This window comes from Gordonia sp. PvP123 (assembly GCF_040547295.1).
Lineage (GTDB): Bacteria > Actinomycetota > Actinomycetes > Mycobacteriales > Mycobacteriaceae > Gordonia > Gordonia terrae.
On sequence record NZ_JBEPPN010000006.1, the window covers coordinates 298,971 to 322,238 of the forward strand.

At 68.8% G+C, this 23,268-nt stretch carries 21 protein-coding genes; 11 read left to right on the forward strand and 10 right to left on the reverse strand.

From position 1 onward, the window contains the following. The first annotated feature begins 133 nt into the window (after positions 1-133). From ABIC25_RS13890 to ABIC25_RS13915, 6 genes are all read left to right on the forward strand, one after another. On the forward strand, positions 134-2,152 hold the full coding sequence (locus ABIC25_RS13890) for an ArnT family glycosyltransferase (RefSeq protein WP_354561904.1): 2,019 nt from the start codon (positions 134-136) through the stop codon (positions 2,150-2,152). A 219-nt stretch (positions 2,153-2,371) separates the two neighbouring features. Next, positions 2,372-3,514 (forward strand): polyprenyl synthetase family protein, encoded by a 1,143-nt coding sequence (locus tag ABIC25_RS13895; RefSeq protein ID WP_354561905.1) that lies wholly within the window; start codon positions 2,372-2,374, stop codon positions 3,512-3,514. Further along, positions 3,511-4,224 carry a monooxygenase gene (locus tag ABIC25_RS13900; protein WP_239402344.1) on the forward strand — a complete coding sequence of 238 codons (714 nt, stop codon included), beginning with the start codon at positions 3,511-3,513 and terminating at the stop codon, positions 4,222-4,224. The genes ABIC25_RS13895 and ABIC25_RS13900 overlap by 4 nt, the downstream gene beginning before the upstream one ends. Then, positions 4,221-5,102 carry a carotenoid biosynthesis protein gene (locus tag ABIC25_RS13905; RefSeq protein WP_354561906.1) on the forward strand — a complete coding sequence of 294 codons (882 nt, stop codon included), beginning with the start codon at positions 4,221-4,223 and terminating at the stop codon, positions 5,100-5,102. The genes ABIC25_RS13900 and ABIC25_RS13905 overlap by 4 nt, the downstream gene beginning before the upstream one ends. Continuing rightward, entirely contained in the window at positions 5,089-6,222 is a 1,134-nt protein-coding gene (locus ABIC25_RS13910; protein WP_354561907.1) for a glycosyltransferase family 2 protein, read from the forward strand. The genes ABIC25_RS13905 and ABIC25_RS13910 overlap by 14 nt, the downstream gene beginning before the upstream one ends. Next, positions 6,219-7,718, forward strand: coding sequence for a phytoene desaturase family protein (locus ABIC25_RS13915; RefSeq protein WP_354561908.1), 1,500 nt, complete (start codon positions 6,219-6,221; stop codon positions 7,716-7,718). The genes ABIC25_RS13910 and ABIC25_RS13915 overlap by 4 nt, the downstream gene beginning before the upstream one ends. 26 nt (positions 7,719-7,744) lie before the next feature. Here ABIC25_RS13915 and ABIC25_RS13920 read toward each other — a convergent pair whose 3' ends face one another. The 8 genes from ABIC25_RS13920 to ABIC25_RS13955 form a co-directional block, all read right to left on the reverse strand. Next, entirely contained in the window at positions 7,745-8,197 is a 453-nt protein-coding gene (locus ABIC25_RS13920; RefSeq protein WP_354561909.1) for a nitroreductase/quinone reductase family protein, read from the reverse strand. A gap of 362 nt (positions 8,198-8,559) precedes the next feature. Next, a complete protein-coding gene (gene crtI / locus ABIC25_RS13925; RefSeq protein ID WP_354561911.1) occupies positions 8,560-10,167 on the reverse strand; it encodes a phytoene desaturase family protein in 1,608 nt (535 codons plus the stop codon). Further along, positions 10,164-11,102 carry a phytoene/squalene synthase family protein gene (locus tag ABIC25_RS13930; protein ID WP_354561913.1) on the reverse strand — a complete coding sequence of 313 codons (939 nt, stop codon included), beginning with the start codon at positions 11,100-11,102 and terminating at the stop codon, positions 10,164-10,166. Before ABIC25_RS13930 ends, crtI begins: the two co-directional genes overlap by 4 nt. 43 nt (positions 11,103-11,145) lie before the next feature. After that, a complete protein-coding gene (gene idi / locus ABIC25_RS13935; protein ID WP_354561914.1) occupies positions 11,146-11,715 on the reverse strand; it encodes an isopentenyl-diphosphate Delta-isomerase in 570 nt (189 codons plus the stop codon). Positions 11,716-11,818: 103 nt separating this feature from the next. Further along, on the reverse strand, positions 11,819-12,565 hold the full coding sequence (locus tag ABIC25_RS13940) for a CDP-alcohol phosphatidyltransferase family protein (protein WP_004020353.1): 747 nt from the start codon (positions 12,563-12,565) through the stop codon (positions 11,819-11,821). Beyond that, positions 12,549-13,412 (reverse strand): YhjD/YihY/BrkB family envelope integrity protein, encoded by an 864-nt coding sequence (locus ABIC25_RS13945; protein WP_354561916.1) that lies wholly within the window; start codon positions 13,410-13,412, stop codon positions 12,549-12,551. The genes ABIC25_RS13940 and ABIC25_RS13945 overlap by 17 nt, the downstream gene beginning before the upstream one ends. Before the next feature lie 116 nt (positions 13,413-13,528). Continuing rightward, positions 13,529-14,164, reverse strand: coding sequence for a LysE/ArgO family amino acid transporter (locus ABIC25_RS13950; protein WP_354561918.1), 636 nt, complete (start codon positions 14,162-14,164; stop codon positions 13,529-13,531). A 57-nt stretch (positions 14,165-14,221) separates the two neighbouring features. After that, positions 14,222-14,854, reverse strand: a complete 633-nt coding sequence (locus ABIC25_RS13955; protein WP_354561919.1) for a TetR/AcrR family transcriptional regulator — start codon at positions 14,852-14,854, stop codon at positions 14,222-14,224. Positions 14,855-14,948: 94 nt separating this feature from the next. Between ABIC25_RS13955 and ABIC25_RS13960 the strand changes: the two genes are divergently transcribed. From ABIC25_RS13960 to ABIC25_RS13970, 3 genes are all read left to right on the forward strand, one after another. After that, entirely contained in the window at positions 14,949-15,995 is a 1,047-nt protein-coding gene (locus tag ABIC25_RS13960) for an ABC transporter permease (protein WP_354561921.1), read from the forward strand. Between the two features lie 58 nt (positions 15,996-16,053). Further along, positions 16,054-16,956 carry a LysR family transcriptional regulator ArgP gene (locus ABIC25_RS13965; RefSeq protein ID WP_354561923.1) on the forward strand — a complete coding sequence of 301 codons (903 nt, stop codon included), beginning with the start codon at positions 16,054-16,056 and terminating at the stop codon, positions 16,954-16,956. Positions 16,957-17,061: 105 nt separating this feature from the next. Then, on the forward strand, positions 17,062-17,601 hold the full coding sequence (locus tag ABIC25_RS13970) for a DoxX family protein (protein ID WP_101820030.1): 540 nt from the start codon (positions 17,062-17,064) through the stop codon (positions 17,599-17,601). A 33-nt stretch (positions 17,602-17,634) separates the two neighbouring features. Here the strand turns inward: ABIC25_RS13970 and ABIC25_RS13975 are convergent, their stop codons facing one another. Together ABIC25_RS13975 and ku are read right to left on the reverse strand one after the other, a co-directional pair. Continuing rightward, on the reverse strand, positions 17,635-18,966 hold the full coding sequence (locus ABIC25_RS13975; RefSeq protein ID WP_239402356.1) for an MFS transporter: 1,332 nt from the start codon (positions 18,964-18,966) through the stop codon (positions 17,635-17,637). A gap of 58 nt (positions 18,967-19,024) precedes the next feature. Then, positions 19,025-19,972 (reverse strand): non-homologous end joining protein Ku, encoded by a 948-nt coding sequence (ku, locus tag ABIC25_RS13980; protein WP_494337975.1) that lies wholly within the window; start codon positions 19,970-19,972, stop codon positions 19,025-19,027. A gap of 82 nt (positions 19,973-20,054) precedes the next feature. Here ku and ABIC25_RS13985 point away from each other — a divergent pair, with 82 nt between their 5' ends. Both ABIC25_RS13985 and ABIC25_RS13990 read left to right on the forward strand, forming a co-directional pair. After that, a complete protein-coding gene (locus ABIC25_RS13985) occupies positions 20,055-22,436 on the forward strand; it encodes an ATP-dependent DNA ligase (RefSeq protein WP_354561925.1) in 2,382 nt (793 codons plus the stop codon). A 46-nt stretch (positions 22,437-22,482) separates the two neighbouring features. Then, entirely contained in the window at positions 22,483-23,247 is a 765-nt protein-coding gene (locus tag ABIC25_RS13990) for a dienelactone hydrolase family protein (RefSeq protein ID WP_354561926.1), read from the forward strand. Positions 23,248-23,268 lie beyond the last annotated feature (21 nt).

Genomic DNA, 23,268 nt, shown 5'->3' on the forward strand with positions numbered 1-23,268 from the left:
GTCGCCGCTTTCCGTCGTGACTAGCTACACCCCCTCGGGGATCACCGTCGCTCACATCAACTTGCCAGCCGGTTTCCAGGCTGACGGTGGCAGAGGCGTCGACTCTGGGACAGGAACGATCTGAGGAGGATCCATGACCGCAGTACTGGACACACCGTCGGCGCCATCGCCGTCCGATCGCGCCGCCCCGGCGCACCGACGACGCGTCGTCGCTCGGCCACGGTGGGGACGGCTCGGCCTCGTCGGACTCCTGGCCGCCACCGCCGTGCTCTACCTGTGGAACCTGTCTGCGAGCGGGTACGCCAACACCTTCTACGCCGCTGCGGCGCAGGCCGGATCACAGAGTTGGACGGCGTGGTTCTTCGGTGCACTCGACGCATCGAACTTCATCACCGTCGACAAGCCGCCGGCCTCACTGTGGGTGACCGGACTCAGCGTCCGCATCTTCGGGATGAACTCATGGGCCGTTCTCGCGCCCCAGGCGCTGATGGGCGTGGCCGCGGTCGGGCTCCTGTACGCGACGATGCGTCGGACGATCCGCGACCCGCGATCGGGTACCGCGGCCGGCCTGATCGCCGGCGCCGTGCTGGCGTTCACCCCCGCGGCCGCGCTGATGTTCCGTTTCAACAACCCGGACGCATTGCTGGTGTTGCTGATGGTCGCCGCGGCCTATGCGTTGACCCGGGCTGTCGCCGCCAACTCGGGTCGGTGGCTCGCCGTGGTCGGGATCGCCCTGGGATTCGCCTTCCTCACCAAAATGCTGCAGGGCCTGCTGATCCTGCCGTTCTTCGGGCTCGCCTACCTGCTGTTCGCGAAGACCGGATGGCTCAAGCGGATCGCGCACCTCGTCGGTGCGACCGCCGCATTGATCGTCTCTGCGTTGTGGTTCCCGGTGGTCACCATGATCGTGCCCGAATCGGCACGGCCCTACATCGGTGGTTCGACGGACAACACGTTCATGGACCTCGTCTTCGGCTACAACGGCGTGGGCCGCATCAGCGGTGACTCCGGGGGCGGCGGAGGCGGCGGCGGTCAAGCCGGCGGGTCCTTCGGTGGGTCCACCGGGCTGGACCGACTCTTCGGTTCCGAGATGGGCAACGAGATCTCCTGGTTGCTTCCGACCGCACTCGTCGCGCTGTTCTTCGCCGGCTACCTGGTGGTGTGCAGCTTCCCGGTCTTCCGCGTCGACCAGCCCGTGACACGCACCGAATCCGCGGCCGTGCTCTCGTGGGGCGGCTGGCTGCTGGTCACCGGGATGATCTTCTCCTTCATGAGCGGGACGATCCACCCCTACTACACGGTGGCACTGGCGCCGGCAATCGGCGCGGTCATCGGACTCGGCGGCGTGCTCGCGTGGCGTCGACGCACTCGCTGGTCGGCCAGGATCGCCCTGGCGGCGATGGTCGGTGGGGCGGCGGCGTGGTCGATCGTGCTGTTGAACCGCAACGACTTCGGCCCGACCTGGTGTCGATGGCTGATCGGCGTGGTCGCCTCGATCTCGGTGCTGGCCCTCCTCATCGGTGCAGCACGCGGTTGGCGACGTGCGGTCGCCGTGGCACTCATCGCGGGTTCGCTCGCCGGATTCGGCGGAACGGCAGCGTTCTCGATCGCAACCGCGGCGACCCCTCACAGCGGCTCGATCCCGACCGCGGTGTCGACCTCGATGGACGGCGGCGGCATGGCTGGCCCCGGCGGTGGCATGGGCAGTGCCCCCGCGGGTCGCGCAGACGGCGGACAGCCTGGCGCCCAGCAGGCCGGCGCCCGTCCGGACCAGCAGGGAAACCCGCCCACCGCCACGCAAGGCGGCGGCGGGATGACAGGCGGCCCGGGTGGCGACACCGCGTCGAACGCCGAACTCGTTGCCGCGCTGAAAGCAACCACCACAACATGGGCGGCCGCGACCAACGGGTCGCAATCCGCCGCCGGAATCGAGATCGCCACTGGCACCTCGGTCATGGCGATCGGTGGATGGAGCGGGGATCCGGCCCCCACGCTCGAGCAGTTCATCGCCTACGTCGAGGACGGCGAGATCGCCTACTACCTCGGTGACAGCGGCGGTGGTCCGGGCGGCAACTCGGAGATCTCCGAGTGGGTCGCCGCCAACTACACGGCCACGACCATCGGAGGGACGACGGTCTACCAGCTCTCCTGACGTCTCGACACAGTCCTGCCCGTTCCCGAGCATCGGGGGCGGGCAGGACCCATGATCGACCGATCGAGGGTGGCCCGAGCCTTTCCCGTGCGGCGAACCCACCGCGCGGACCCGCGTCGCGGCCGACGCCCCCACGTCGCCGTCACCCATCCATCCACTGTTGCCGCTCCGAAGACGGGGTAACCGAGCCTCACCCCCGGACTCTCGAAGGGCCCCGTCATGACACCGACCGCCGAGATGACCGACTCGTCGGCGCCGCCTGCACAGTCGATCTCCCCGGCCTGCGACCTGCACTCCATCGACTCCTCGACGACCGATCTCGAACTCGTCGAAGAAGTGCTGGCCGCTCACTTCCGTCGTCACGCCTCGACACTGCAGGAGGTGGGTGCGGAACTGACGCCCGCCATCGACGTCGTGTCGGCGAGGATCGGCGGCGGCAAGCGACTGCGTGCGTCGTTCTGCCTGTGGGGGGCACGTGGCGCAGCCGACGGCCGGACCGTTCCCGGCATCGTCGAGATGGCGGCGGCGATCGAGCTGTTCCATCTCGCCGCGCTGGTGCACGACGACGTGATGGACGACAGCGATGTCCGTCGCGGCCTCCCCACGGTGCACCGCCACTTCGCCGATGACCATGTGCGCGCGCAGCGACGTGGGGACGCCGAGCGCCACGGCACCGCCGTCGCGATCCTCGTCGGTGACATGTGCCTGTCCTGGTCCGACGACCTCGCCGCCGCGGCCGCCGACGACGCGGCCGCCGACATTCGACGAGCCGTACGGGACACCTGGTCGCAGATGCGCGACGAGGCGTATGCGGGTCAGTTCCTGGACATGCTGAGTCAGACCGAGGACACCACCGACGCCGACCGCACGGCGCGCATCCTGCGCTACAAGAGCGCGCGGTACACGATCGGTCAGCCGTTACGACTCGGCGGCACGCTCGCCGGCGCCTCGCCGGTGCTCCTCGAGGCCTACGATCGAATCGGCCTCACCGCCGGCGAGGCTTTTCAACTCCGCGATGACATCCTGGGCGTCTTCGGCGACGAGAAGGTCACCGGCAAGCCCGCCATCGACGACCTGCGGGAGGGCAAGCGCACGATGCTCATCGCGGTGGCCGAGGAGTCGGCGGGGCGGATGGAGCGCCGTGTGATGGCCGATTGTCTCGGCAACCCGGATCTCGACGCGGAGGGCGCAGCGCGGATGCGCGACGTCCTGACCTCCACCGGCGCCGTCGAGCGCGTCGAGCAGCGCATCGTCGACCTGGCCGAGGAGGCCCTCGGCATCGTCGCCGATGCCCCGATGGATCCACCGAGCCGGAGTGCGCTGACGTCGCTGATCGAGCGCTGCGTGTGGCGGCGCGCATGACAGCACCTGCCGGACCGACGGTCGAACTCCGCGTCTGGGGTGTCGATCGGGTCCTGCCCGCGCTCGGACGGATGTCGTCCGGCCGTCGGACCCTTCGTCGTACGCCCGGCCTGCGGTTCGCCAAACTCCTCGGGACCGGCACTGCGCGCACGTTCACGATGGAGAGCGCCGACCTGAAGCACTGGGCCGCCCTCACGGTGTGGCACGACGACGAGTCGGCGTCGGCAGCACGGGATTCGGTGGTCTTTCGACGCTGGCAGGACTCGAGCACCGAGGAGTTGCGAGTCACGATGCGACCGATCCGATCCAAGGGGCGATGGTCGCGCGTCGACCCGTTCGGGACAGTGAAGCCGGCCGAGCAGCGCGGCTCCGACACCGCATGGGCTGGACCGGTCGCGGCGCTGACCCGAGCTCGACTCCGGCCCACGACCATGGCGTCGTTCTGGCGTGCCGTTCCGCCGGTGGCGACCGAACTCGCCGGGGCACAGGGAAACCGGCTGGCGCTCGGCGTCGGCGAACTCCCGATCGGGGTCCAGGGCACGTTCTCGATCTGGGACTCGGCACAGCATCTGACCGACTTCGCCTACCGCTCCCCCGCACACCTGTCGGCGGTCCGGCGCACCGCACCGTCGCGCTGGTACGCCGAAGAGTTGTTCGCCCGGCTCGCCGTCACCGATGTCGTCGGCACGTACGAGGGGAGGTCGGCGTGAGTCTCCTCGACGGCACCGCTTCTCACCATTCCGAACCGTCGTCGCGCCCGGCGCGAGGCGCAGGCACCGTGTCCTGGAACCGAGGGCTGGTGACCCTGGCGTGGATGTTGCTCGCCGCCACGATCGGTGTCCAGATCGCGTTCCCGCTGACCGGTGGCGGCAACCTGCCGCTGACCGTCGCGAGTGTGCTCCTGCTGGCCTCGGCATCACTCGTCCACGTCGCCGCGACCCGCGGCGTCGCAGCCGCGCTCGCCCTCGCAGTCGTGGCCGGCGGTGGCGGCCTCATCGCCGAATCCGTCGGCGTGAGTACCGGATTCCCCTTCGGCACCTACGAGTACACCGATGGTCTGGGACTCAAGGTCCTCGGCGTCCCGGTGCTCGTCCCGCTGGCCTGGATCATGATGTCCTGGCCCGCGCTGGTCGTGACCCGACGCCTGATCCGGGCGGCGGGCGTGGCCGGGCGCTGGGTGCGGCCCGCGACCGCCGTGGTGGGAGCGTACGCCCTCACGGCGTGGGACGTGTTCCTCGACCCGCAGATGGTCGATCAGGGCAACTGGGCGTGGCGGTACCCGACACCGGCCCTGCCCGGGGTCGCCGACATCCCGCTGACCAATTTCGCCGGGTGGCTGCTGGTCTCGTTCCTCATCGTCGCGACGCTGGATCTGCTGATCCGCCGTGACGAGAACCCCGACACCGATCGCGCCGGAATGGACGCCGTGCCCGTGACGGCGTACCTGTGGACGTACTTCTCCTCGGTGATGGCTCACGCTGTCTTCTTCGGGCGCCCGTCGGTCGCTCTCACCGGCGGACTCCTGATGGGTGTCATTGCGATCCCGCTTCTGGTCGTCGAGATCCGGAGTCGCCGTGCGGGTTCCTGACCTGCTGCGTCCGTTGGTCGCCGCGGGGACCGCGCTGTCACTCGCGTCGCTGGGCCTGACACTCGACAACGCGCGCCGCGTTCGTCGACCCGAGCTGGCAGACATCCCTGCGCCGGAACCGCTGTCGGTGCTCATCCCGATGCGAAACGAGGCCGAGACCGCCGAACGCTGCCTGCGCGCGGTCCTCGAGGCGGCCGACCGCTGGCCCGGACCGATCCGGATTCTCGTGCTCGACGACGGCTCGGTGGACGGGACGGACGCCGTGCTGGCCCGGCTCGCTTCGCTGGACGACCGGTTGAATGTTCATCGCGGCACGGCACCACCGCGCGGCTGGCTCGGAAAGAACTGGGCCTGCGCCCAACTCGCGGACAAGGCGTTCCCCGACGGGGTCCAGATCTTCCTCGACGCCGACGTGGTGGTCGAGCCACATGCGTTCACCTCGTCGTTTGCCCTCCTCCGCAACACCGGACTCGACCTGGTGAGCCCCTACCCACGGCAGGTCGCGGTCGGCGCCGGCGAGCGACTTGTCCAACCGCTCCTGCAGTGGTCATGGCTGAGCACCTTGCCACTCGGCCTGGCCGAGCGGTCGCCACGCGAATCCCTCACGGCCGCAAACGGTCAGTTCCTGGTCGTCGACGCCGCGGCCTATCGCCGCGCCGGTGGTCACACGGCGGTGCGCGACGTCGTGCTCGAGGACATCGCGCTGTTGCGCGCGATCAAGGCGGCCGGTGGTCGCGGCGTGGTGGCCGAGGGAAGCGCGGTCGCCACCTGCCGGATGTACCACGGCTGGCGAGAGGTCCGGGCGGGCTATCGCAAGTCGCTGTGGTCCGCCTTCGGGTCGCCGGGCGGCACGTTGGGCGTCACCGGGCTGCTCTGCCTGATGTATGTACTCCCCGCGGCCGCAGCGCTGTTCGGCTCGCGGGTGGGGTTCGTCGGATATCTGGCCGGGGTGGCCTCACGGGCGGTCGCGGCCCGTACCACCGACGGCCGCGTGTGGCCCGATGCGTTCGGCCACCCGCTGTCGGTCCTCGTGTTCACCGGCCTCGCAGTCGATTCGACGCTGGCCCGGCACCGCGGAGAGCTGGAGTGGAAGGGTCGACCCATCGAGGTCCGCCGATGACCCGGGTGATCGTGATCGGCGCGGGCGTCGGCGGTCTGGCCGTCGCCATGCGTCTGGCCGCCACCGGTCACGACGTCACCGTCCTCGAACAGTTCGACGACGTGGGCGGCAAGCTCGGGGTCATCGAACACGACGGTTTCGTGTTCGACACCGGCCCTTCGCTCGTCACCATGCCGCACGTGTTCGACGAACTCTTCGCGGCGACGGGATCGTCGATTCACGACTCCCTGACCCTCGAACGACTCCCGGTTGCCGCTCGATACCGGTTCCCCGACGGCACCGTCCTGGACATGCCGGGAACCCTCGACGACATCCCAGCCGCCCTCGACGCTGCACTCGGACCCGGTCGAGGCGACCAGTGGTCGTCGTTTCTCCAACGGGCGCAACGTGTCTGGGACGTCACTCACGAACCCTTCCTGGAATCACCGATGAGCATTCGCACGATGATCGGCGGGATCGCCACCCCGTCGGACGTGCGCACCGTCGCACCGTGGAAGACCTTGCGCGGTATCGGGGAGCGCTACCTCGACGACCCGCGCCTACGGATGCTGCTGGACCGCTACGCCACCTACACCGGGTCCGACCCGCGTCGCGCACCGGCCGCGCTCGCCTCCGTGCCGTGGTCCGAGCAGGCGTTCGGATCATGGTACGTGCGAGGAGGATTGGGCCGCATCGCGGGCGCGATGCGCGACCGTCTCACCGAACTCGGCGGACGGGTCGAACTCGGCGTCGAGGTCGACCGGGTCTCGGTGGACCACAACGGCCGAGCCGACGGCGTGGTGCTGACCGACGGCAACCGACGCCAGGCCGATCTGGTCGTCGCGAATGCCGACGCCCGGCAGGTCTACGACCGCCTCGTGCCGCGTCGCGCCGCCCGCAGGCCCGCGGCGCTCCTGCGACGGACCACGCCGTCACTGTCCGGGTTCGTACTCCTCCTCGCCGTCGACGACCCACCCACCCAGCCGCATCACCAGGTTCTCTTCGCCGAGGACTACGACGAGGAGTTCGACGCGGTCTTCGGGTTCCGCGGGCCTCCTCGTCCCGTCGCGCGACCGACCGAGTACATCTCGGCCCCAGCCGATCCCGAGATCTCCCCCGGCCCGGGAACGGGTGCATGGTTCGTGCTGGTGAACGCACCGCGCCACGACCCCGAGCACGGCGTCGACTGGGACGCAGAGGGTTTGGCCGATTCCTACGCCGATCAGATCCTCGAGGTGATGGCCGATCGCGGTCTGGACCTGACCGGCCATGTGCGTCACCGCCTCATCGTCACGCCCGCCGACCTGGAGCGCCGGACCAAGACACCCGGCGGCTCGATCTACGGTTCGTCGTCGAACGGACCCCGCTCGGCGTTCCTCCGGCCGTCGAACACCTCACCGGTACCGGGCCTCTACCTCGTCGGCGGATCATCACATCCCGGCGGCGGCCTCCCCCTCGTCGTCATGTCGGCGAAGATCGTCGCGGAGTTGATCGGGCCGGCGTCGGAGCGTCGCTGACCGAGGGCTCCTTGTCGTCGGAGCCGTCAGCGCGGATCGATGCGAAACACGGCGCATCGTCCCGCCACGGCGGCAAAGGCATCCGGGGTCACGTCGTCGACCACTCCCGCGTTCTTCATCATCTTCGGTCCGTCGGTACCCGCCAGCTCCGGCCAGGCGCGAAGCACCGGAACGGCCTGCTCGGCGGAGAGTTCGACAAGGCGGACATCGCGCAGCTCGTCCCCGTCGGACAGCTGCGCGACCCCGTCGGCCGCGCGAACATTGCTTGCCCAGTCCGCACCGGGAAACCCTTCGAGCAGGTAGCGCTCGCCATTCAGGTCGATCACGGTCAACGGTGTCCGTCTCGGCTTGCCGGTGCGTCGTCCGGCGACGACGAGGACCGGCAACTCCTTCATCCCGCCGAATCTTTGCAGCAGCAAGAAGATCTTGTTCATCGGCTTGAGCCACCGTGGCGCGGGGGTGTGGTGGGGGTTCGGCATCGTCAGCTCGCTTCGGCGGTCACATCGTGCACAGCAGTCTACTTCGTACACTGTACGGCGATGTGGCGAGCGTCGTCACCGCGATCCGGACGTCTGCTCAGGTCACCTATCGCGATAGGTGTACGCATGTCCGCCCAGGGAGGCGGTCACAACAGCCACCGGCACACGACAGGCCTGCAGATTCCGTCGTTCTTCAGGGGTGAGGTCCCGGCGCGACCACGTCCACCGCGGGGCGCGCCACCAGGAACCCGTACGTGTCTTCTCCATGTCACCCGAACCTCTCGCGCTGTGAGCACTGTCACGCGCCAGTACCCGGGTGACCGGGATATCAAACCCCCAGAAACGTTACCCGTTCTCGCAGGTCAGCGCTTCACGACCGGCATCGGCCCGACCGACCGGTCGCCGCGGAGCTTCTTGCGGATGAGTTCGGCGCTGATCAGACACATCGGCAGACCGATGCCGGGACGCGTGCTCGACCCCGCGTAGAAAAGCCCGTCGACCTTGCGTGACCGGTTCGTCGAACGCAGGAACGCGCTCTGGCGCAGCGTGTGTGCCGGACCGAGAGCGCCGCCGCACCACGAGTTGACCGAATCCACGAAGTCGGCGGGGCCGATGGTGCGTCGGACGACGATACGCTCGGCGAGGTCGGGGACGCCCGCCCACTGTCCGATCATCGCGATGGCGCGGTCGGTCACCTTCTCGATGTCGGGGTCGCCGCCGCCGTCCACACCGCCGTGACCGAGTCCCGGATCGGGCGGGACCGGCACCAGGATGAAGAGATTCTCCGAATCCGACGGCGCGACCGAGGAATCGGTGGCCGACGGCTTGCACACGTACAGCGATGCCGGATCCGGGACGCGCGTGGGGCTCTCGAAGATGGCGTCGAAGTTCGTCTTCCAGTCATCGGTGAAGAACAGCGAATGATGCGCCAACTCGGGCACCTCACCGCGGACGCCGAGCAGTGCGAGCACCGCTCCCGGACCGGAAGTGGCTCGATCCCAGTAGCGTTCGGGGAAGGTCTGCAACTCGCGAGGCAGCAGCCGCGTCTCGAGGTGATGGAGATCGGTGGCACCGATCACGATGTCAGCGACCAGATCTCGCGAAGCACCGGCAGCGTCCTCGACGTGAACCGCGGCCACCTCGGCGCGACGGCGCCATCGGGCCAATCGCGTTCCCTGGCGCTGACGCGTCAGGACAGCAGTCGCAGCCGTTCCCGTCGAGATCCGAACGCCGCGTTCACGGGCGACTCGCTCCAGCGCGTCGACCAGGGTGGTGAAACCGCCGTTGGGGTATCGCACGCCGTCGGCCAGATCGAGCCAGCTCATCAGGTGGTACATCGCGGGGGTGCGCTCGGGCGAAGAGCCGAGGAACACCGCCGGGTAGCCGAGAACCTGGCGCAATCTGCGATCGGTGAACCGTGCGGCGATGTAGGACTGCAACGACGTCGTCAGCAAGGTGACGAGGGTCTTCGCGTGTCGCAACACCGGCAGGCCGAGGAAGGCGCGGGGGGAATCGAAGCTGGTGTACAGAAAACGTTCCACCGCAAGGTCATACGCCTGCCTGCCGGTCTGCAGGTACTCGTCGAGCGCAGCTCCCGCACCCGGTTCGATCTCCTCGAACAGTGCGCGGTTGCGTTCGCGGTCGCCGAAGACGTCGATCGGCTTCTCGTCGGAATCCGCACTGTCCCCGAAGAACACCCGGTATCCGGGGTCGAGGCGGACGAGATCGAGTTGCTCGGCCGTCGACGTCCCGAGCATCTCGAAGAAGTGATCGAAGACCTCGGGCATCAACCACCACGACGGCCCGGTGTCGAAGCGGAACCCGTCGCGATCCCAGGAGCCCGCGCGACCACCGAGTTCGTCGTTCTTCTCGACGAGTTCGACGTCGTGCCCGTCATGGGCGAGAAGGGCGGCGGTGGCCAATCCGGCGACTCCGCCACCGATGACGACGACGCGTCGGGACTCGCTCATACGTTGGTCTTTCTTCTGTACAGGCCGACGGCGTCGGCATGTGGGGTTCGCGGCATGCCGCGTCGGGCGACGGCGGCCGCCGCGATCTTCGCCTTGCCCGCGTTCGGGACCCGGACGCGGGTGCGGCGGGCCTCGGTGGCCGACGACTCGCGAAGACGAGCGGTCAGTTCGGCGAACAGGTCGTGCGCGGTACACACCGCGACGCGGCTACCCGCGGGCAGGTGTGGAATGGCGGCCGCGGCGGCGGTGAGGTCGAGGTCGATGTCGTCCAGCCAGAGCGCCCAGGCGGCGTCCGCCGGATCGTCGGGATCGAGGCCCACCAGATAGCGCCGGCCCAGTCCGTCGCTGTCCTCGCCGAAGTCGCGCAGGAAGTTGATCTTCTGGAAGGCCGCACCCAGTCGCTGGGCGCCGGGTGCCAGATGGTCGTACTGCGCAGCGGACTTGGGCTCGTCGGCGAGGAACGCCCGCAGGCACATCAGACCGACCACCTCGGCGGAGCCGTAGATGTAGGTGGCCAGTGAGTCGAAGTCGTGCTGGACCTGGGTCAGGTCGCTGCGCATCGAATCGAAGAACGGGCCCACCAGGTCGAGGTCGATGCCGACGCGGCGGGCCGTCTGGGCGAAGGCGTGCACGACGAGATTGCTGCTCGACCCGGTGACCAGCGCGACGCTGGTCTGCTCCTCGAGCTGGTCGAGCTCGTTGCTGCGGTCGACGAGACCCTGCTCGGGGCGCGGGGCGTCCACGATCTCGTCGGCGACGCGGACCAGCGCGTAGATGTTCTGGATGTCACGGCGTATCCGCGGCGGGAGCAATCGCGACGCCAGACCGAACGAACTGGAGTACGACCTGATCACCATCGCCGCGCAGGCCTCCGCGACCTCGTCGTATCGCCGGTGTGGTGGGACCACCTGCGTGTGACCGGGAAGGTGCATCATCCGACCGCTCCTCGACCTGGTGACTGGACTGGTTTGCCTGACGTCATGAATTCGACGCCCGGGACATCACCGGATGGGTCTCGTAGACCGAACCGTGGTCGCGCGCCGGCAACTGTCGCACCTGTTCGACGAACCACGGGCTGACCGCCCACGGCGTGCGCTCGACGAGCGCCCACACATCGGCGATCTCGGCCCAGACGTGTTCGGCGACCTCGTCCGGCTCCGGTCGCAACTCCCCCAGCGGTCGCGCGACGAACACCGGGCAGATCTCGTTCTCGACGATGCCGCTCGCGTCGACCGCCCGGTACCGGAAGTCGGGCAGGATGCAACGGACATCGGCGACGTCGGTACCGAGTTCGCGCCGGGCGTAGCGATGCACCGCGTCGACGACGTCCTCATCGGGACGTGGATGACCGCAGAACGAGTTGGTCCAGACCCCGGGCCAGCTGCGCTTGGACAGCGCCCGCCGCGTCATGAGGATCCGGCCGTCGACGACCAGGTGGCAGGAGAAGGCGAAGTGCAGCGGGGTGTCGAACCCGTGCACCCCCTCGCGGTCGGCGGTGCCGCACGGGCGGCCGTCGGCGTCGGCGAGAACCACCGAGTCGTTGGTCATCGAAGATTTCCTCATCGCATCGAGATCGGGCGGGGGGAGTTACTCGTCCCATTGTTCGTCACCGTGGCCCGATCCGGATGGGGAGCCGCGCGTAACCGGCGACTCACCCGAGACGTCGGGTCTGCCTCCGGACCGCGATTCCCAATTGGATCGTCCCCACCACCGCCAGCACTGCGCCGACGGCGGCGATGACGGCGGCCAGCGTCGCCGTGGTGTCGGATGCCAGAGCGGCCGCCCACCACCAGGTCGAACACAGCGCGGCGATGACCGCCAGTATCACCCGGGACGGCCGCTCCCACACGGTGACGGCACCCGGCCCGGTCATCCCGACCGCCTGTGCCGTGGCACGTGTCGTCTCGAGGATGAGGGTCAGCACGACGATCGAGATGCCGAGCCACGACGGCGCTCCCACCACGACGAGGATGCCGATCAGCATGACGTCGGAGCATCGGTCGGCGACGGCGTCGTTGATCCGGCCCCACCTCGACGCGGTGCGGGTCTGCGCCGCGATCGCGCCGTCGATCCCGTCGAGCAGGGCGGCGACGAGAATGACCAGCGCGGCCACGGCGGGCCACCATCCGCCGAGCATCGTCACGCACAGTGCGACCGCGGTGGCGACCACGCCGAGAACAGTGACCGTGTTGGCGGTGACGCCGAGGCGCACGAGCGGCCGTGCGCACCCGTGACTGATCAGCACCCAGCCGCGCACCCACGGGATCTGACGCGGATCCATACCGCCGTGGAGTCTCGACCAGGAGTCGAGCGCCTCGTCCCGGGCACTCGCCCGGTCCGTTTGCTCCGCTGCCCGCGCCGACGACGACGACGCAAGGTGCTCAGGCTCCGCGGACACGGTCCCTCCTCTGCTTCGAGATCGCCTGTCCGACCGCCCATCCGACGATGACGATGACATGCGCGACGTAGAGCCACAGCCCGACCGCCACCACCCCGCCGATCACGCGGAGCCCCCCGTACGGGATCCCGACATCGATCGGCAGCGACAGGAACAGCAGAAAGCCCTGGAAGAAGCCGGCGATGAACGACGCGGTCCCGAGCGCGGTCGCCGCCGCGACCCCCAACGTCGGCTCACCGGGCGTCACCCGCCAGTACACCCAGGTCAGTGCGACCGTGACCGTCAGCCAGACGACGATGAACTCCACCACGATCCGGACCACCAGATCGCCGAAGCCGCCCGTTCCGCCACCGTCGGGCGCCAGCGTGGTGAGCGTGCCCGCGACACCGATGACGATGTAGGTCAGCGGCGGCACGACGACCACGAGTCCCAGCACCCAGATCCGCGAGCGCCATCCCGTGAACCGGTCATCGCGCGGATACAGCATCATGCACGCGCGACGGAGACCCTCGCCGTAGAACGACGCCGGGAACAGGAGGACGACGGCGCTCATCAGCGACAGCCCGGAGCCGATCACGACGGCTTCGTCGAAGACACCGCGCCCGCCCATCGCCGGCGGGATGAGCACGCGCAGCTCCGACAGCGACTCGGCGGTGGGGCTGCCCAGCCAGGTCGTCGACCAGATCCCGAGCAGCGCCCAGGGGACGACCGCGATCGCGGCGAAGTAGGTCAGCGTCGCGGCGGCCGCGGCGAGATCCCCGCGACCCAGCGTCTGCCGCACATCCGACAGCAATGCACGCACGTCGAACGTCGTCGTGGGCTCGCGGAGCGTGGTCTCACGAGTCACAGTCGGGGCCGATCGGCGCGCTGTCACCCTTCCGGGATACCCGAAAACACCCCGCGTGCGCTGCAGCGGGGTGCCGTCGGAGTCCTCGGGACGGGTCCGGACGACCCCGATCCGTCTCAGATCGACGCGAAAAGGGCCACCGCCATCCCCAGCATGATGACCGCGACGACCGCGTCGAGCACCTTCCACGCCCGCGGGCTTGCGAAGAAGCCCGACAGCCTACGCGCCCCGCCGCCGAGCGCGGTGAACCACAGGACGCTCGCGATGCACGCTCCGAAAGCGAACGCCCACTTGCCGTTTCCGTGTCCGTTGGCGATGGCGCCCATGGTGATGACGGTGTCGAGGTAGACGTGCGGATTCAGCCAGGTCAGGGCCAGGGCCGTGCCCACCGCGACCCAACGCCCGGTGGATTCGCCACCCCCGTCGTCGGCCCGGGTGCCGTCCGCCGCGATGACCTCGTTGCTGCGCAGACAGCGCCTGGCGGCCAGCACACCCAGCGCCCCGACATAGAGTCCGCCGGCGACCTTGGCGAACGTGACCACGTCCGGATGCGAGGCGACCACCGCGCCGAGCCCGGCGACGCCCGCGACGATGAGGACGATGTCGGAGACGGCGCAGACCGCCACGATCGGCGCGGTGTGCCGGCGCGCGACGCCCTGGCGGAGCACGAAGACGTTCTGAGGTCCGATGGCGATGATCAGGCCGGCGCCGGTGAGCAATCCGGCCAGTGCGGGGACGAGATAGGCGGTCACCGGGACGACGTTAAGAGCGACTCAGGAATCAGTCCAACGAAAGAATTTGACGAATCATCAATCGAACTTCAGATTATGATCCGAGTCGCCCAGTCCGAGGCCACGGAGCACCGAACAGAACGCCTCGATGTAGTCCTCGACGTCGAGGTCACCGACAAGACCCTGCTGCACGACCACCCCCTGCATGACCGAGACCATGACCTGCGCGAGCACCACCGGTTCGGCGGGGAGTTCGTGCCCCGCGCCCTGCCACTCGGTCAGGACACGTTCGAAGACCCCGCGCAGACCACGGACGATGTCGCCCACCGTCTCGCGCAGGGGCGGATTGTTCGCCGCCTCGCCCCAGACCGTGAGGACCATCCGGAAACCGTCGGTCAGCGGGGCGATCTCGAGCAGGATGCGTTCGGCCAGCGTCCGGACCGCCGCCTCGGGCGACGCGGGATGGACCCCCGGTTCGTCGAAGCTGCTGATCCCCGCCTCGTAGGCCACGAACATCGACCGCGCCACTGCGGCGATCAGTTCTCCTTTCGACGAGTAGTACGAGTACACGGCCCCCGCGCTGAGCCCGGACTCCCGGATGACATCGGACATCGACGCGCGATGGAACCCCTTCTCCGCGAAGCAGCGGCGCGCGGCGTCGAGAATCTGCCGACTTCGTTCGAGCTTGCGGTCGTCGCTGATCTTCGGCATGCGAACAGTCTAAAACGAATACTCGTTCTTGATTCTGCGGTCCCCGCGGCGCATACTTTCGGAAAACGAAGGCTCGTTCTTTTTAGGAGGACCGATGAGTACCGATCTCACCACGACAGACACACGACCCGCCGCGAAGCCCGCCGGGCCGTCCGGTGCCGGCCACGCACCGGGGTGGCGGCTCGTGGCCGCGATGATCGTCGGAATCCCGACCCTCGTGGTCGCGATCGCCGCGATGTTCGTGTCGCTGGCCGTCGATCCCGAACCGCACCAGGCTCCGCTGGGTCTCGTCGCACCACCGCCCGCCGCGACGGCGATCGAGTCGGCACTCGCCGAACGGGCCGGCGCCGACGCCTTCGTCGTCGAACGGTTCACCGACGCCGACGACGCCCGAGCGGCGATCGAACGACGCGACCTCGTGGGCGCGATCGCGGTGGGACCCGACGGGGTCACGGTCCTCACCGCCGAGGCGGGGTCGCCCGTGCTTGCCCAGGTCGTCGCCGGGGTCGGGAACGGCATCGCCACCGCCCAGGGCCTGCCGGTCACCGTCGATTCGGTGGTCCCCACTCCCGAGACCGACGCGCGCGGAACGGGTTTCGCCGCCGGCCTGCTGCCGTTGCTGATCGCCGGCATGGCGCTCGGCGGAGCGGCTGCGGTCGGGTTGCGGGGACGGGTCGCGATGCAGGTGACGTTGGCCGTCCTGGGCCCGCTCGTGGCCGGGTTCGGTTTCGCGGCGACGTGGTCGTGGCTGGGTGTCATCGACGGCGGAATCAGTACCGTCGGTCTCGCCGCGGCCCTGATGATCGGGGCGATCACGTGGTTCACCGTCGGCGCGGGGAGTCTGCTCGGCACCGCGGGGGTCGGGGTGTCCGCGCTGGTGATGGTGCTGATCTCGAACCCGTTGTCCGGGCTGGCGTCGTCTCCGTACCTGCTGCCCGCCCCGTGGGGGACGATCGGCCAGTGGTTGCCGCCCGGCGCCGGTGGCACGCTGCTCCGTTCGGTCGCGTACTTCCCGGCGGCCGGCATCGCCGGGACGGTCGCCGTCCTCGCCGGGTGGGTTGCCGTCGGCGCCGGACTGCTCGCACTCGGTACGGTTCGGGCCCGGCGCGCCGACGCCCCGGGTGGCGCGGTAGCCGCCTGATCCGGTGGCCGGTGGTGTGTCTCGCCTGTTCGGCGAGACACACCACTACCCTCGGCTCGTGGACATCAGCCAGGAGGGCCTGCGCACGCTGGCCGAGGTGCTCCGCGAGGGCACGTTCGACGCGGCCGCCACCGCGCTGCACATCACCCCGTCGGCGGTGAGCCAGCGGATCAAGGCGCTCGAGTCCGCCGTCGGCCGGGTCCTGCTCCGGCGGACCAAGCCGGCAACGGCCACACCGGACGGCGAGGTCCTGGTCCGACTCGCCAAGCAGTGGGAACTGCTGCTCGCCGAGACGCGGGCCGAGTTCGTCGGCGCCCCTGACGACGACCTGCCGCTGGTCGACCGCCCACGCATCCACCTGCCCATCGCCACCAACGCCGACTCGCTCGCCACCTGGCTGCTGCCGGTCCTGGCGCACTTCCACCGCGAGCACGCGGTGGCGGTCGAGGTCTTCCGCGACGACGAGACCCGCAGCAGCACCCTGCTCCGCACCGGCGATGTACTCGCTGCCGTGACCTCGGAACCCCTAGCGATCCGTGGGTGCGCACTGCAGTCTCTCGGCACGATGCGCTACCTGCCGGTGGCCACTCCGGAGTTCATCGACCTCTGGCTGCCCGACGGACCCGACGCCGACGCGCTGGCCCGCGCCCCGATGGTCCAGTTCGACCGCAATGACCACATCCAGCGGAACATCTCGGCGGCCCTCGCCGGCCGGCCCGTCGACCCGCCCGCGGTCTACATCCCGGCGTCGACCGAGTACCACCGGGCCGTCACCCTCGGGATCGGATGGGGCGCGGTCCCGGTCGTCCAGATCGCCGACGCCCTCGACGGCGGCCGTGTCCGCCTCATCGCCGACCACCACATCGACGTCCCGCTGTACTGGCAGTACTGGAAGCTGAGCTCCCCGCTGCTGCAAGCACTGACGGCGAGTGTCGTCGAGGGCGCGGCGCGCGTCCTCTAGGTCGGTCCGGTGCCGATGCTCGTTTGACACCTCGGCCGTCTGACCCTTGACTGTAAACGGACCGCGGTACGATTTCGCCGCATCCGACGACGAGAGGACCCCCCGATGACACGACGACGGACTTCCGGCAAGGCGCTCGATGCCGGGTTGCTGACCCTACGCGTGGCGGTCGGTGCCACGCTGTTCGCCCATGGCGCCCAGAAACTGACGGGATGGTTCGGCGGACCGGGCCTCGAGCAGACCGCAGCCGGGATGCAGCAGATGGGCTTCACGCCCGCGAAGCTGTCCGCGGTCACCGCCGGCGTCAGTGAGGCTGCCGGTGGGCTGATCGCCGTCGGCGCCGGCACGCGCGTCGCGTCGGCCGCCGGTGCGGCGGCCATGCTGGCCGCGTCCGACGTCCACCGTCCCAATGGCTTTTTCGCGCAGAACGGCGGACTCGAACTCCCCGCGGTGCTCGGAGTCGCATCGGCCGCGCTGACGCTGACCGGCCCCGGCCGCTATTCGATCGACGAAGCGATCGGCCACCGCTACGACCACGAGCGATACGGTGTCGCGGCACTCGCTGCGGCGCTGGTGACCGCCGCCGTCGTTCTCGGGCGCAGGCGCGCGGCGACGCAGGCAGCGGGCGACACGGCGCAGGCGTAGTCAGAGACCTATCGGTCACACCGGCACACTCCACTACGAGTGTGCCGGTGTGACCAGCTTCGGATGCGCATCGTCGACGAGCGGGTTCTCGATCTCGTCGCGCCACATGCGGGCCGCAACGTAGAACGCCCACGCGATCGGGACCGGGAGCAACCCGGCCAGCACGAATGTCGCGGTCAGGCCGATCGCCGACGACACCGGCGCGGCGATCGCCATCGACACCGGCATCAGCGCGACCGATACGAAGAAGTCGAGACTGGCGATGCGACCCAGCAGTGCCGGCGGCACCCGACGCTGTAACAGCGTCCCCCACAACACCATCGGTCCGTCGAACAGGATGCCCATGGTCACACCGGCGGCGATGAACATCCACGTCGAATCGGCGAGACCCATCAGAACGAGCGGGAGGCTGGAGAACGCCCAGAGCGAGAACATGACGGTCAGGTACCGCCGCGGCATCGGGATCGAGGCGAAGACGAGTGACGCCGCGGCCGCGCCGAGCCCGAATCCGGCGAGTACCCAGGCGTGCTGGGTGGCGCCGCCGTCGACGCGCTCACGCAAGGCGAACGGGACGAGCACCTCGATCGGACCGAGCGTCGCCAGCACCAGAACACATGCGAAGAGCAGCGTGCCCCACAGCCACGGTGTCCGGGCCATGTAGACGAACCCCTCGGCCAGATCGCCGACGATCCGTCGGGCACCCGCACCTTCGATCACCTCCGGTTCGTCCTCGGCCGTCTCGCCGAAGCGGCGCGCGGTGACCGGAGCCATCGCCAGATAGCAGACACTCGACAGGATCGCGGCGACCGCCGCCATCAGCACCGCGGGTCCCGGCGCCCACGCGCCGATGACCGCGCCGGCGACCATGGGCCCGACCGCCTGGAAGACGACCGGGCGGAAGAAGCCCTCGATCCCGTTGGCGGCCTGCAGCTCCGCCGGCGCCACGATCCCGGGGAGCAGCGCAGAATAGGCGGGGTAATACATCCCGGTGGTGATGCCGCCCAGCAGCGAGGCCAGCACCACGTGCCAGAGCTGCAGCACGCCCGCAATCGACGCCAGCCCGATCGCGCCGAACGCGACCATCTTCGCGACCTCGAGTCCGATCATGATGTGGCGCTGCGAGATCCGATCGGCGAGCACCCCACCGGCCAGTGTGGAGAACAGCATTCCCACCGCGGCCACGCCGGTGGCGAGCGAGACCTGCCCCGGCCCGCCGCCGAGCGCGATGACCTGCCAGATCACCGCGATCGTCCACACGCCGTCGGCGAACATGGCGAGGATCAGTCCGGACGCGAGCAACCGATACTGCCGGCGCGCGAACGGCAGCAGCGCGCGGGGCAGACGGGAGTCAGCGGCGGATTTCACCCTTCGAGCTTGCCCGAACCCGGCGTCGAGACGCCACCGATTTCTCCGGCGCCGGAGGTCAGCTCGCCTTGCGCGACGACTTCTTGGCGGGCGCCTTCTTGGCAGTCGACTTGGTTGCCGTTTTCTTGGCCGCCGCCTTCTTCGCCGGCGCCTTCTTGGCAGCGGCCTTCTTGGCCGGGGCCTTCTTCGCCGTTGTCTTCTCGGCCGGCTTGTCCTCGGAGTCCGAGTCCCCGCGGTCCTTCACCGACGCCCGCAGCGCGGCGAGGAGATCGGCGACGTCGGAGTCCTCGGTGTCGTTGTCTTCGTCGTCGGTCTCGGGGAACGCCTCGCCGCCCTCGGACTTCGCCTCGATGAGCTTGGTCAGCTCGTTCTGATAGGTGTCCTCGAATTCCGACGGGTCGTAGTCCGAGGCCATCGACTCGATCAGAGACGCTGCCATCTGCAGTTCCTGGTCGCGGATCTCGGTGTCGTCGTCCAGAAACCCGAAGTCGGGTTTGCGGACCTCGTCGGGCCACAGCAGCGTCTGCAACGTCATCACACCGTCGACCACCCGCAGCGCGGCCACGCGTGTCCGGTTGCGCAGGGTGAACGAGGCGATCGCGAGCCGATCCGTCTCCTCCAGCGCCTTGGCCAGGAGGACGTACGCCTTCGGCGACTTCGACGACGGCTCGAGGTAGTAGGGCTTGTCGAAGTAGATCGGGTCGACCTGCTCGGCGGGTACGAACTCCAGGATCGAGATCTCCGGGCTCTTCTGCACCGGCAGCGAGGCGAGGTCGTCCTTGGTCAAAATCACCGTCTCGCCGGATTCGGATTCGTAGGCGTTGGCGATGTCGCCGTAGTCGACCTCGGTGTCGGTGCCCTCGCGCACACGGCGGTACCGGATGCGGGTGCCGTCCGACGAATCGACCTGGTAGGACTTGCGGTCGTGACTCTCGGTCGCGGAATAGACCTTGACCGGCACGTTGACCAGGCCAAAGCTGAGGTCGCCCTTCCAGATCGAGCGCATGGGGGCCATTCTGCCAGGGATTCGGGTCAGATGGCGGCAAGCAGCGAGACGTTCTCGGCCGACCTTGTGGACAATGGACGGCATGGCAGGCGGCGAGACACTGGAGGTCGACGGTCGGCGGATCTCGATCACCAATCTCTCGAAGGTGCTCTATCCGGCGGCGGGGACCCGAAAGTTCGAGGTCATCGACTACTACTCGCGCATCGCCGACGTCCTCCTCCCCCACGTGCGAGGCCGCCTCATCACCCGCAAACGGTGGCCCAACGGCGTCGAGTCGACCCCGTTCTTCGAGAAGAACGTGCCCGACAGCGCACCGGACTGGATACGGCGCCACGGCATCCAGCACAGCGAGCGGGTCATCTCCTACGCGATGGCCGACGATCGCGCCACGCTCGTCTGGCTCGCTCAGATGGCGGTGCTGGAGATCCACACTCCGCAGTGGCGGCTTCCGATGGGACCCGACGGCGCTCCCATGGCGAACCGCATCGTCTTCGACCTCGACCCCGGCCCGCGGGTGCCGCTGCACCGGACCGCGGAGGTGGCGTGCGAGATCCGCAACTGGCTCGGCGGGGCGACGACGTACCCGGTGACCAGCGGCGGCAAGGGTATCCACCTCTACGCGCGGCTCCCGAAACCCGTGACGTCGGACGCGGCGCGCAAGGTGGCACAGGAGGTCGCCAACGAGTTCGCGCGTCAGCACGGTGATTTCATCACCGCCAAGATGTCGAAATCGCTGCGCGACGACAAGGTCTTCATCGACTGGAGCCAGAACACCGCCGCCAAGACCACCCTCGCTCCGTACTCGATGCGCGGACGCGAGCAGCCCTGGGTGGCCGCGCCGCGCACCTGGGAGGAGATGGAGGATCCCGGGCTCTCCCAACTGCTCTACACCGAGGTGCTGGAGCGCGTGGAAGAATTCGGTGATCTCCTCGACGGCCTCGACGACCCCTACGGTGGCACCGACGGGGATGAGCCGGAATCCGCCGTCGAGCCGGCAGCGGGTCAGGTCATCAACCTGAAGGAGTACCGGCGCAAGCGCGACCAGTCGAAGACGCCCGAGCCCTTCGGGGACGACGTGCATCGGCAGCGCATTCAATCCGAGAATGCATCGGAGGAGCCGGAATCCGCCGGCACCGCAACGGACCGGGCACCGATCTTCGTGATCCAGGAACACCATGCCCGGCGGTTGCACTACGACTTCCGGCTCGAACACGACGGGGTCCTGGTGTCGTGGGCCGTGCCCAAGAACCTGCCCACCGACCCCGACCAGAACCGGCTCGCGGTGCAGACCGAGGACCACCCCATGGACTACGCCGACTTCGAGGGCGACATCCCGGCGGGCGAGTACGGCGGTGGTCACGTATCGATCTGGGACAAGGGCACATTCGAGCTCGAGAAGTGGCGCGACAAAGAGGTCATCGTCCGCCTCCATGGCGAGCGCGTCCAGGGTCGCTACGCCCTGATCCGGACCGGCGAGAAGAACTGGCTCGCCCATCTCATGAGCGACGAGCCCCGGCCGATCGTCCCCGACAGCCTCACCGATCCCCGCCCGATGCTGGCGACCGACGAGTCCATCGACGGGCTCAACGGCCGCGACTGGGCCTTCGAGGGCAAGTGGGACGGGTACCGCCTCCTCATCCGTTCCGTCGGCGGCGAGTTCCGGCTCACCTCGCGATCGGGTATCGACATGACCGCCGACTTTCCCGAACTCGCCGGCCTCGCCGACGATCTCGGCCTCATGGACGTCGTGCTCGACGGGGAGGTCGTCGCCATCGACTCCTCCGGGCGCACCAACTTCACCTTGCTGACCTCGCGCCGGCACACCGACGAGCCGTACTCGCTCCGGTTGCACCTGTTCGACATCCTGTTCCTCAACGGCTCGTCGTTACTGCGCAAACCGTGGTCGGTCCGCCGTGAACTGCTCGAGGAACTGGCACCCGCGTTCCGCAACTCAGCCTTCGTCGAGGTTCCGCCGCTGCTTCCCGGTCCGGGTTCGGCCGCCGTCGAGTACAGCCGCGAACACAATCTGGAAGGCGTTGTCGCCAAACGTCGCAACTCCGTGTACCAGCAGGGGCGACGGTCGACGACGTGGCTGAAACACAAGAACTGGAGCGACATCGAGGTCGTCGTCGGCGGGTACCGACCGGGGCGCGGCAACCGCTCCCACACCATCGGCTCGTTGCTGATCGGTCTGCCCGAGGAGACCGGATTACGCTACGTCGGCCGCGTCGGCACCGGCTTCACCGACGCGCAGCTGCGTTCGCTCGCCGAGGAACTCGGCCCGCTGGAGATCTCGCGGTCGCCGTTCCTCGACAAGCTCGACCGGCCCGTCGAATCGAGCGCGGTATGGGTGCTGCCCAAGATCGTCGGCGAGGTCCGGTTCATGGACTGGACGACGGCCGGGCATCTGCGGCATCCCAGCTGGCGGGGGATCCGGCGGGACAAGTTGCCCGGCGATCTCTGAGCGCCGACGAGCGGCCGCAACCGAATCGAGAACAGGAGCGACACCCATGACCGGTGAGACGATCACCATCGCCGCCGCCGAGAGCGACACCGAAGCCTATGTGACACGGCCGGATTCGCGGCCATCCGATTCTCCACTGCCGGGTGTCCTGTTCTTCACCGACATGATCGGGCTGCGGCCACGGATCGAGGCCATGGCCGACCGCATCGCGTCGTGGGGATACGTCGTCCTGGTTCCGCACCTGTTCCATCGGTACGGTTCCGCCACGAAATGGGCACCGACCGAGGATCTCCTGCTGCCCGAAGCGCGGGCCGCGTTCTTTCGATCCGCGATGCCGCGGGCCAGGACACTCACGCCTGACGCGGTACGCCCCGATCTCGTCGCCTATCTCGATGCGCTACAGGCCCTGCCGAATGTCGCGCCCGGCCCGGTGGGTGTCACCGGGTACTGCATGGGCGGTCGGTTCGCGCTCACCATCGCCGCCGCCCGGCCCGACGACGTGGCCGCGGTCGGCATGTTCCACACCGGCGGGCTCGTCACCGACGACCACGACAGCCCGCATCTGCATCTCCTCGGCATCGATGCCTTCGTCCTCGCGATCCACGCCGACAAGGACCGATCGCTACCCGCCACGGCGGTGGCCCAGTTCGAGCACGCGCTGACCGCCGGGGGTATTGCCCACTCGGCGACCGTCTATCCCGATGCACCACACGGTTATACGATGTCCGACCTGGCGGCGTATCACCACGAGGCCGCCGAACATCACTTCGCCGAACTCGAAGGCCTGTTCCGGCGGACGCTGTCGGGGTGAGTCGGTCCCGCTCCGGGTGGT

Coding starts and splice junctions, on each gene's coding strand:
- ABIC25_RS13985 (WP_354561925.1), top strand. CDS start 20,055: ATGGCAGGCGGCGAGACACTGGAGGTCGACGGTCGGCGGATCTCGATC.
- ABIC25_RS13930 (WP_354561913.1), bottom strand. CDS start 11,102: ATGATGCACCTTCCCGGTCACACGCAGGTGGTCCCACCACACCGGCGA.
- ABIC25_RS13895 (WP_354561905.1), top strand. CDS start 2,372: ATGACACCGACCGCCGAGATGACCGACTCGTCGGCGCCGCCTGCACAG.
- crtI (WP_354561911.1), bottom strand. CDS start 10,167: ATGAGCGAGTCCCGACGCGTCGTCGTCATCGGTGGCGGAGTCGCCGGA.
- ABIC25_RS13990 (WP_354561926.1), top strand. CDS start 22,483: ATGACCGGTGAGACGATCACCATCGCCGCCGCCGAGAGCGACACCGAA.
- ABIC25_RS13900 (WP_239402344.1), top strand. CDS start 3,511: ATGACAGCACCTGCCGGACCGACGGTCGAACTCCGCGTCTGGGGTGTC.
- ABIC25_RS13890 (WP_354561904.1), top strand. CDS start 134: ATGACCGCAGTACTGGACACACCGTCGGCGCCATCGCCGTCCGATCGC.
- ku (WP_494337975.1), bottom strand. CDS start 19,972: ATGCGCTCGATCTGGAAGGGCGACCTCAGCTTTGGCCTGGTCAACGTG.
- ABIC25_RS13915 (WP_354561908.1), top strand. CDS start 6,219: ATGACCCGGGTGATCGTGATCGGCGCGGGCGTCGGCGGTCTGGCCGTC.
- ABIC25_RS13970 (WP_101820030.1), top strand. CDS start 17,062: ATGACACGACGACGGACTTCCGGCAAGGCGCTCGATGCCGGGTTGCTG.
- ABIC25_RS13955 (WP_354561919.1), bottom strand. CDS start 14,854: ATGCCGAAGATCAGCGACGACCGCAAGCTCGAACGAAGTCGGCAGATT.
- idi (WP_354561914.1), bottom strand. CDS start 11,715: ATGACCAACGACTCGGTGGTTCTCGCCGACGCCGACGGCCGCCCGTGC.
- ABIC25_RS13960 (WP_354561921.1), top strand. CDS start 14,949: ATGAGTACCGATCTCACCACGACAGACACACGACCCGCCGCGAAGCCC.
- ABIC25_RS13920 (WP_354561909.1), bottom strand. CDS start 8,197: ATGCCGAACCCCCACCACACCCCCGCGCCACGGTGGCTCAAGCCGATG.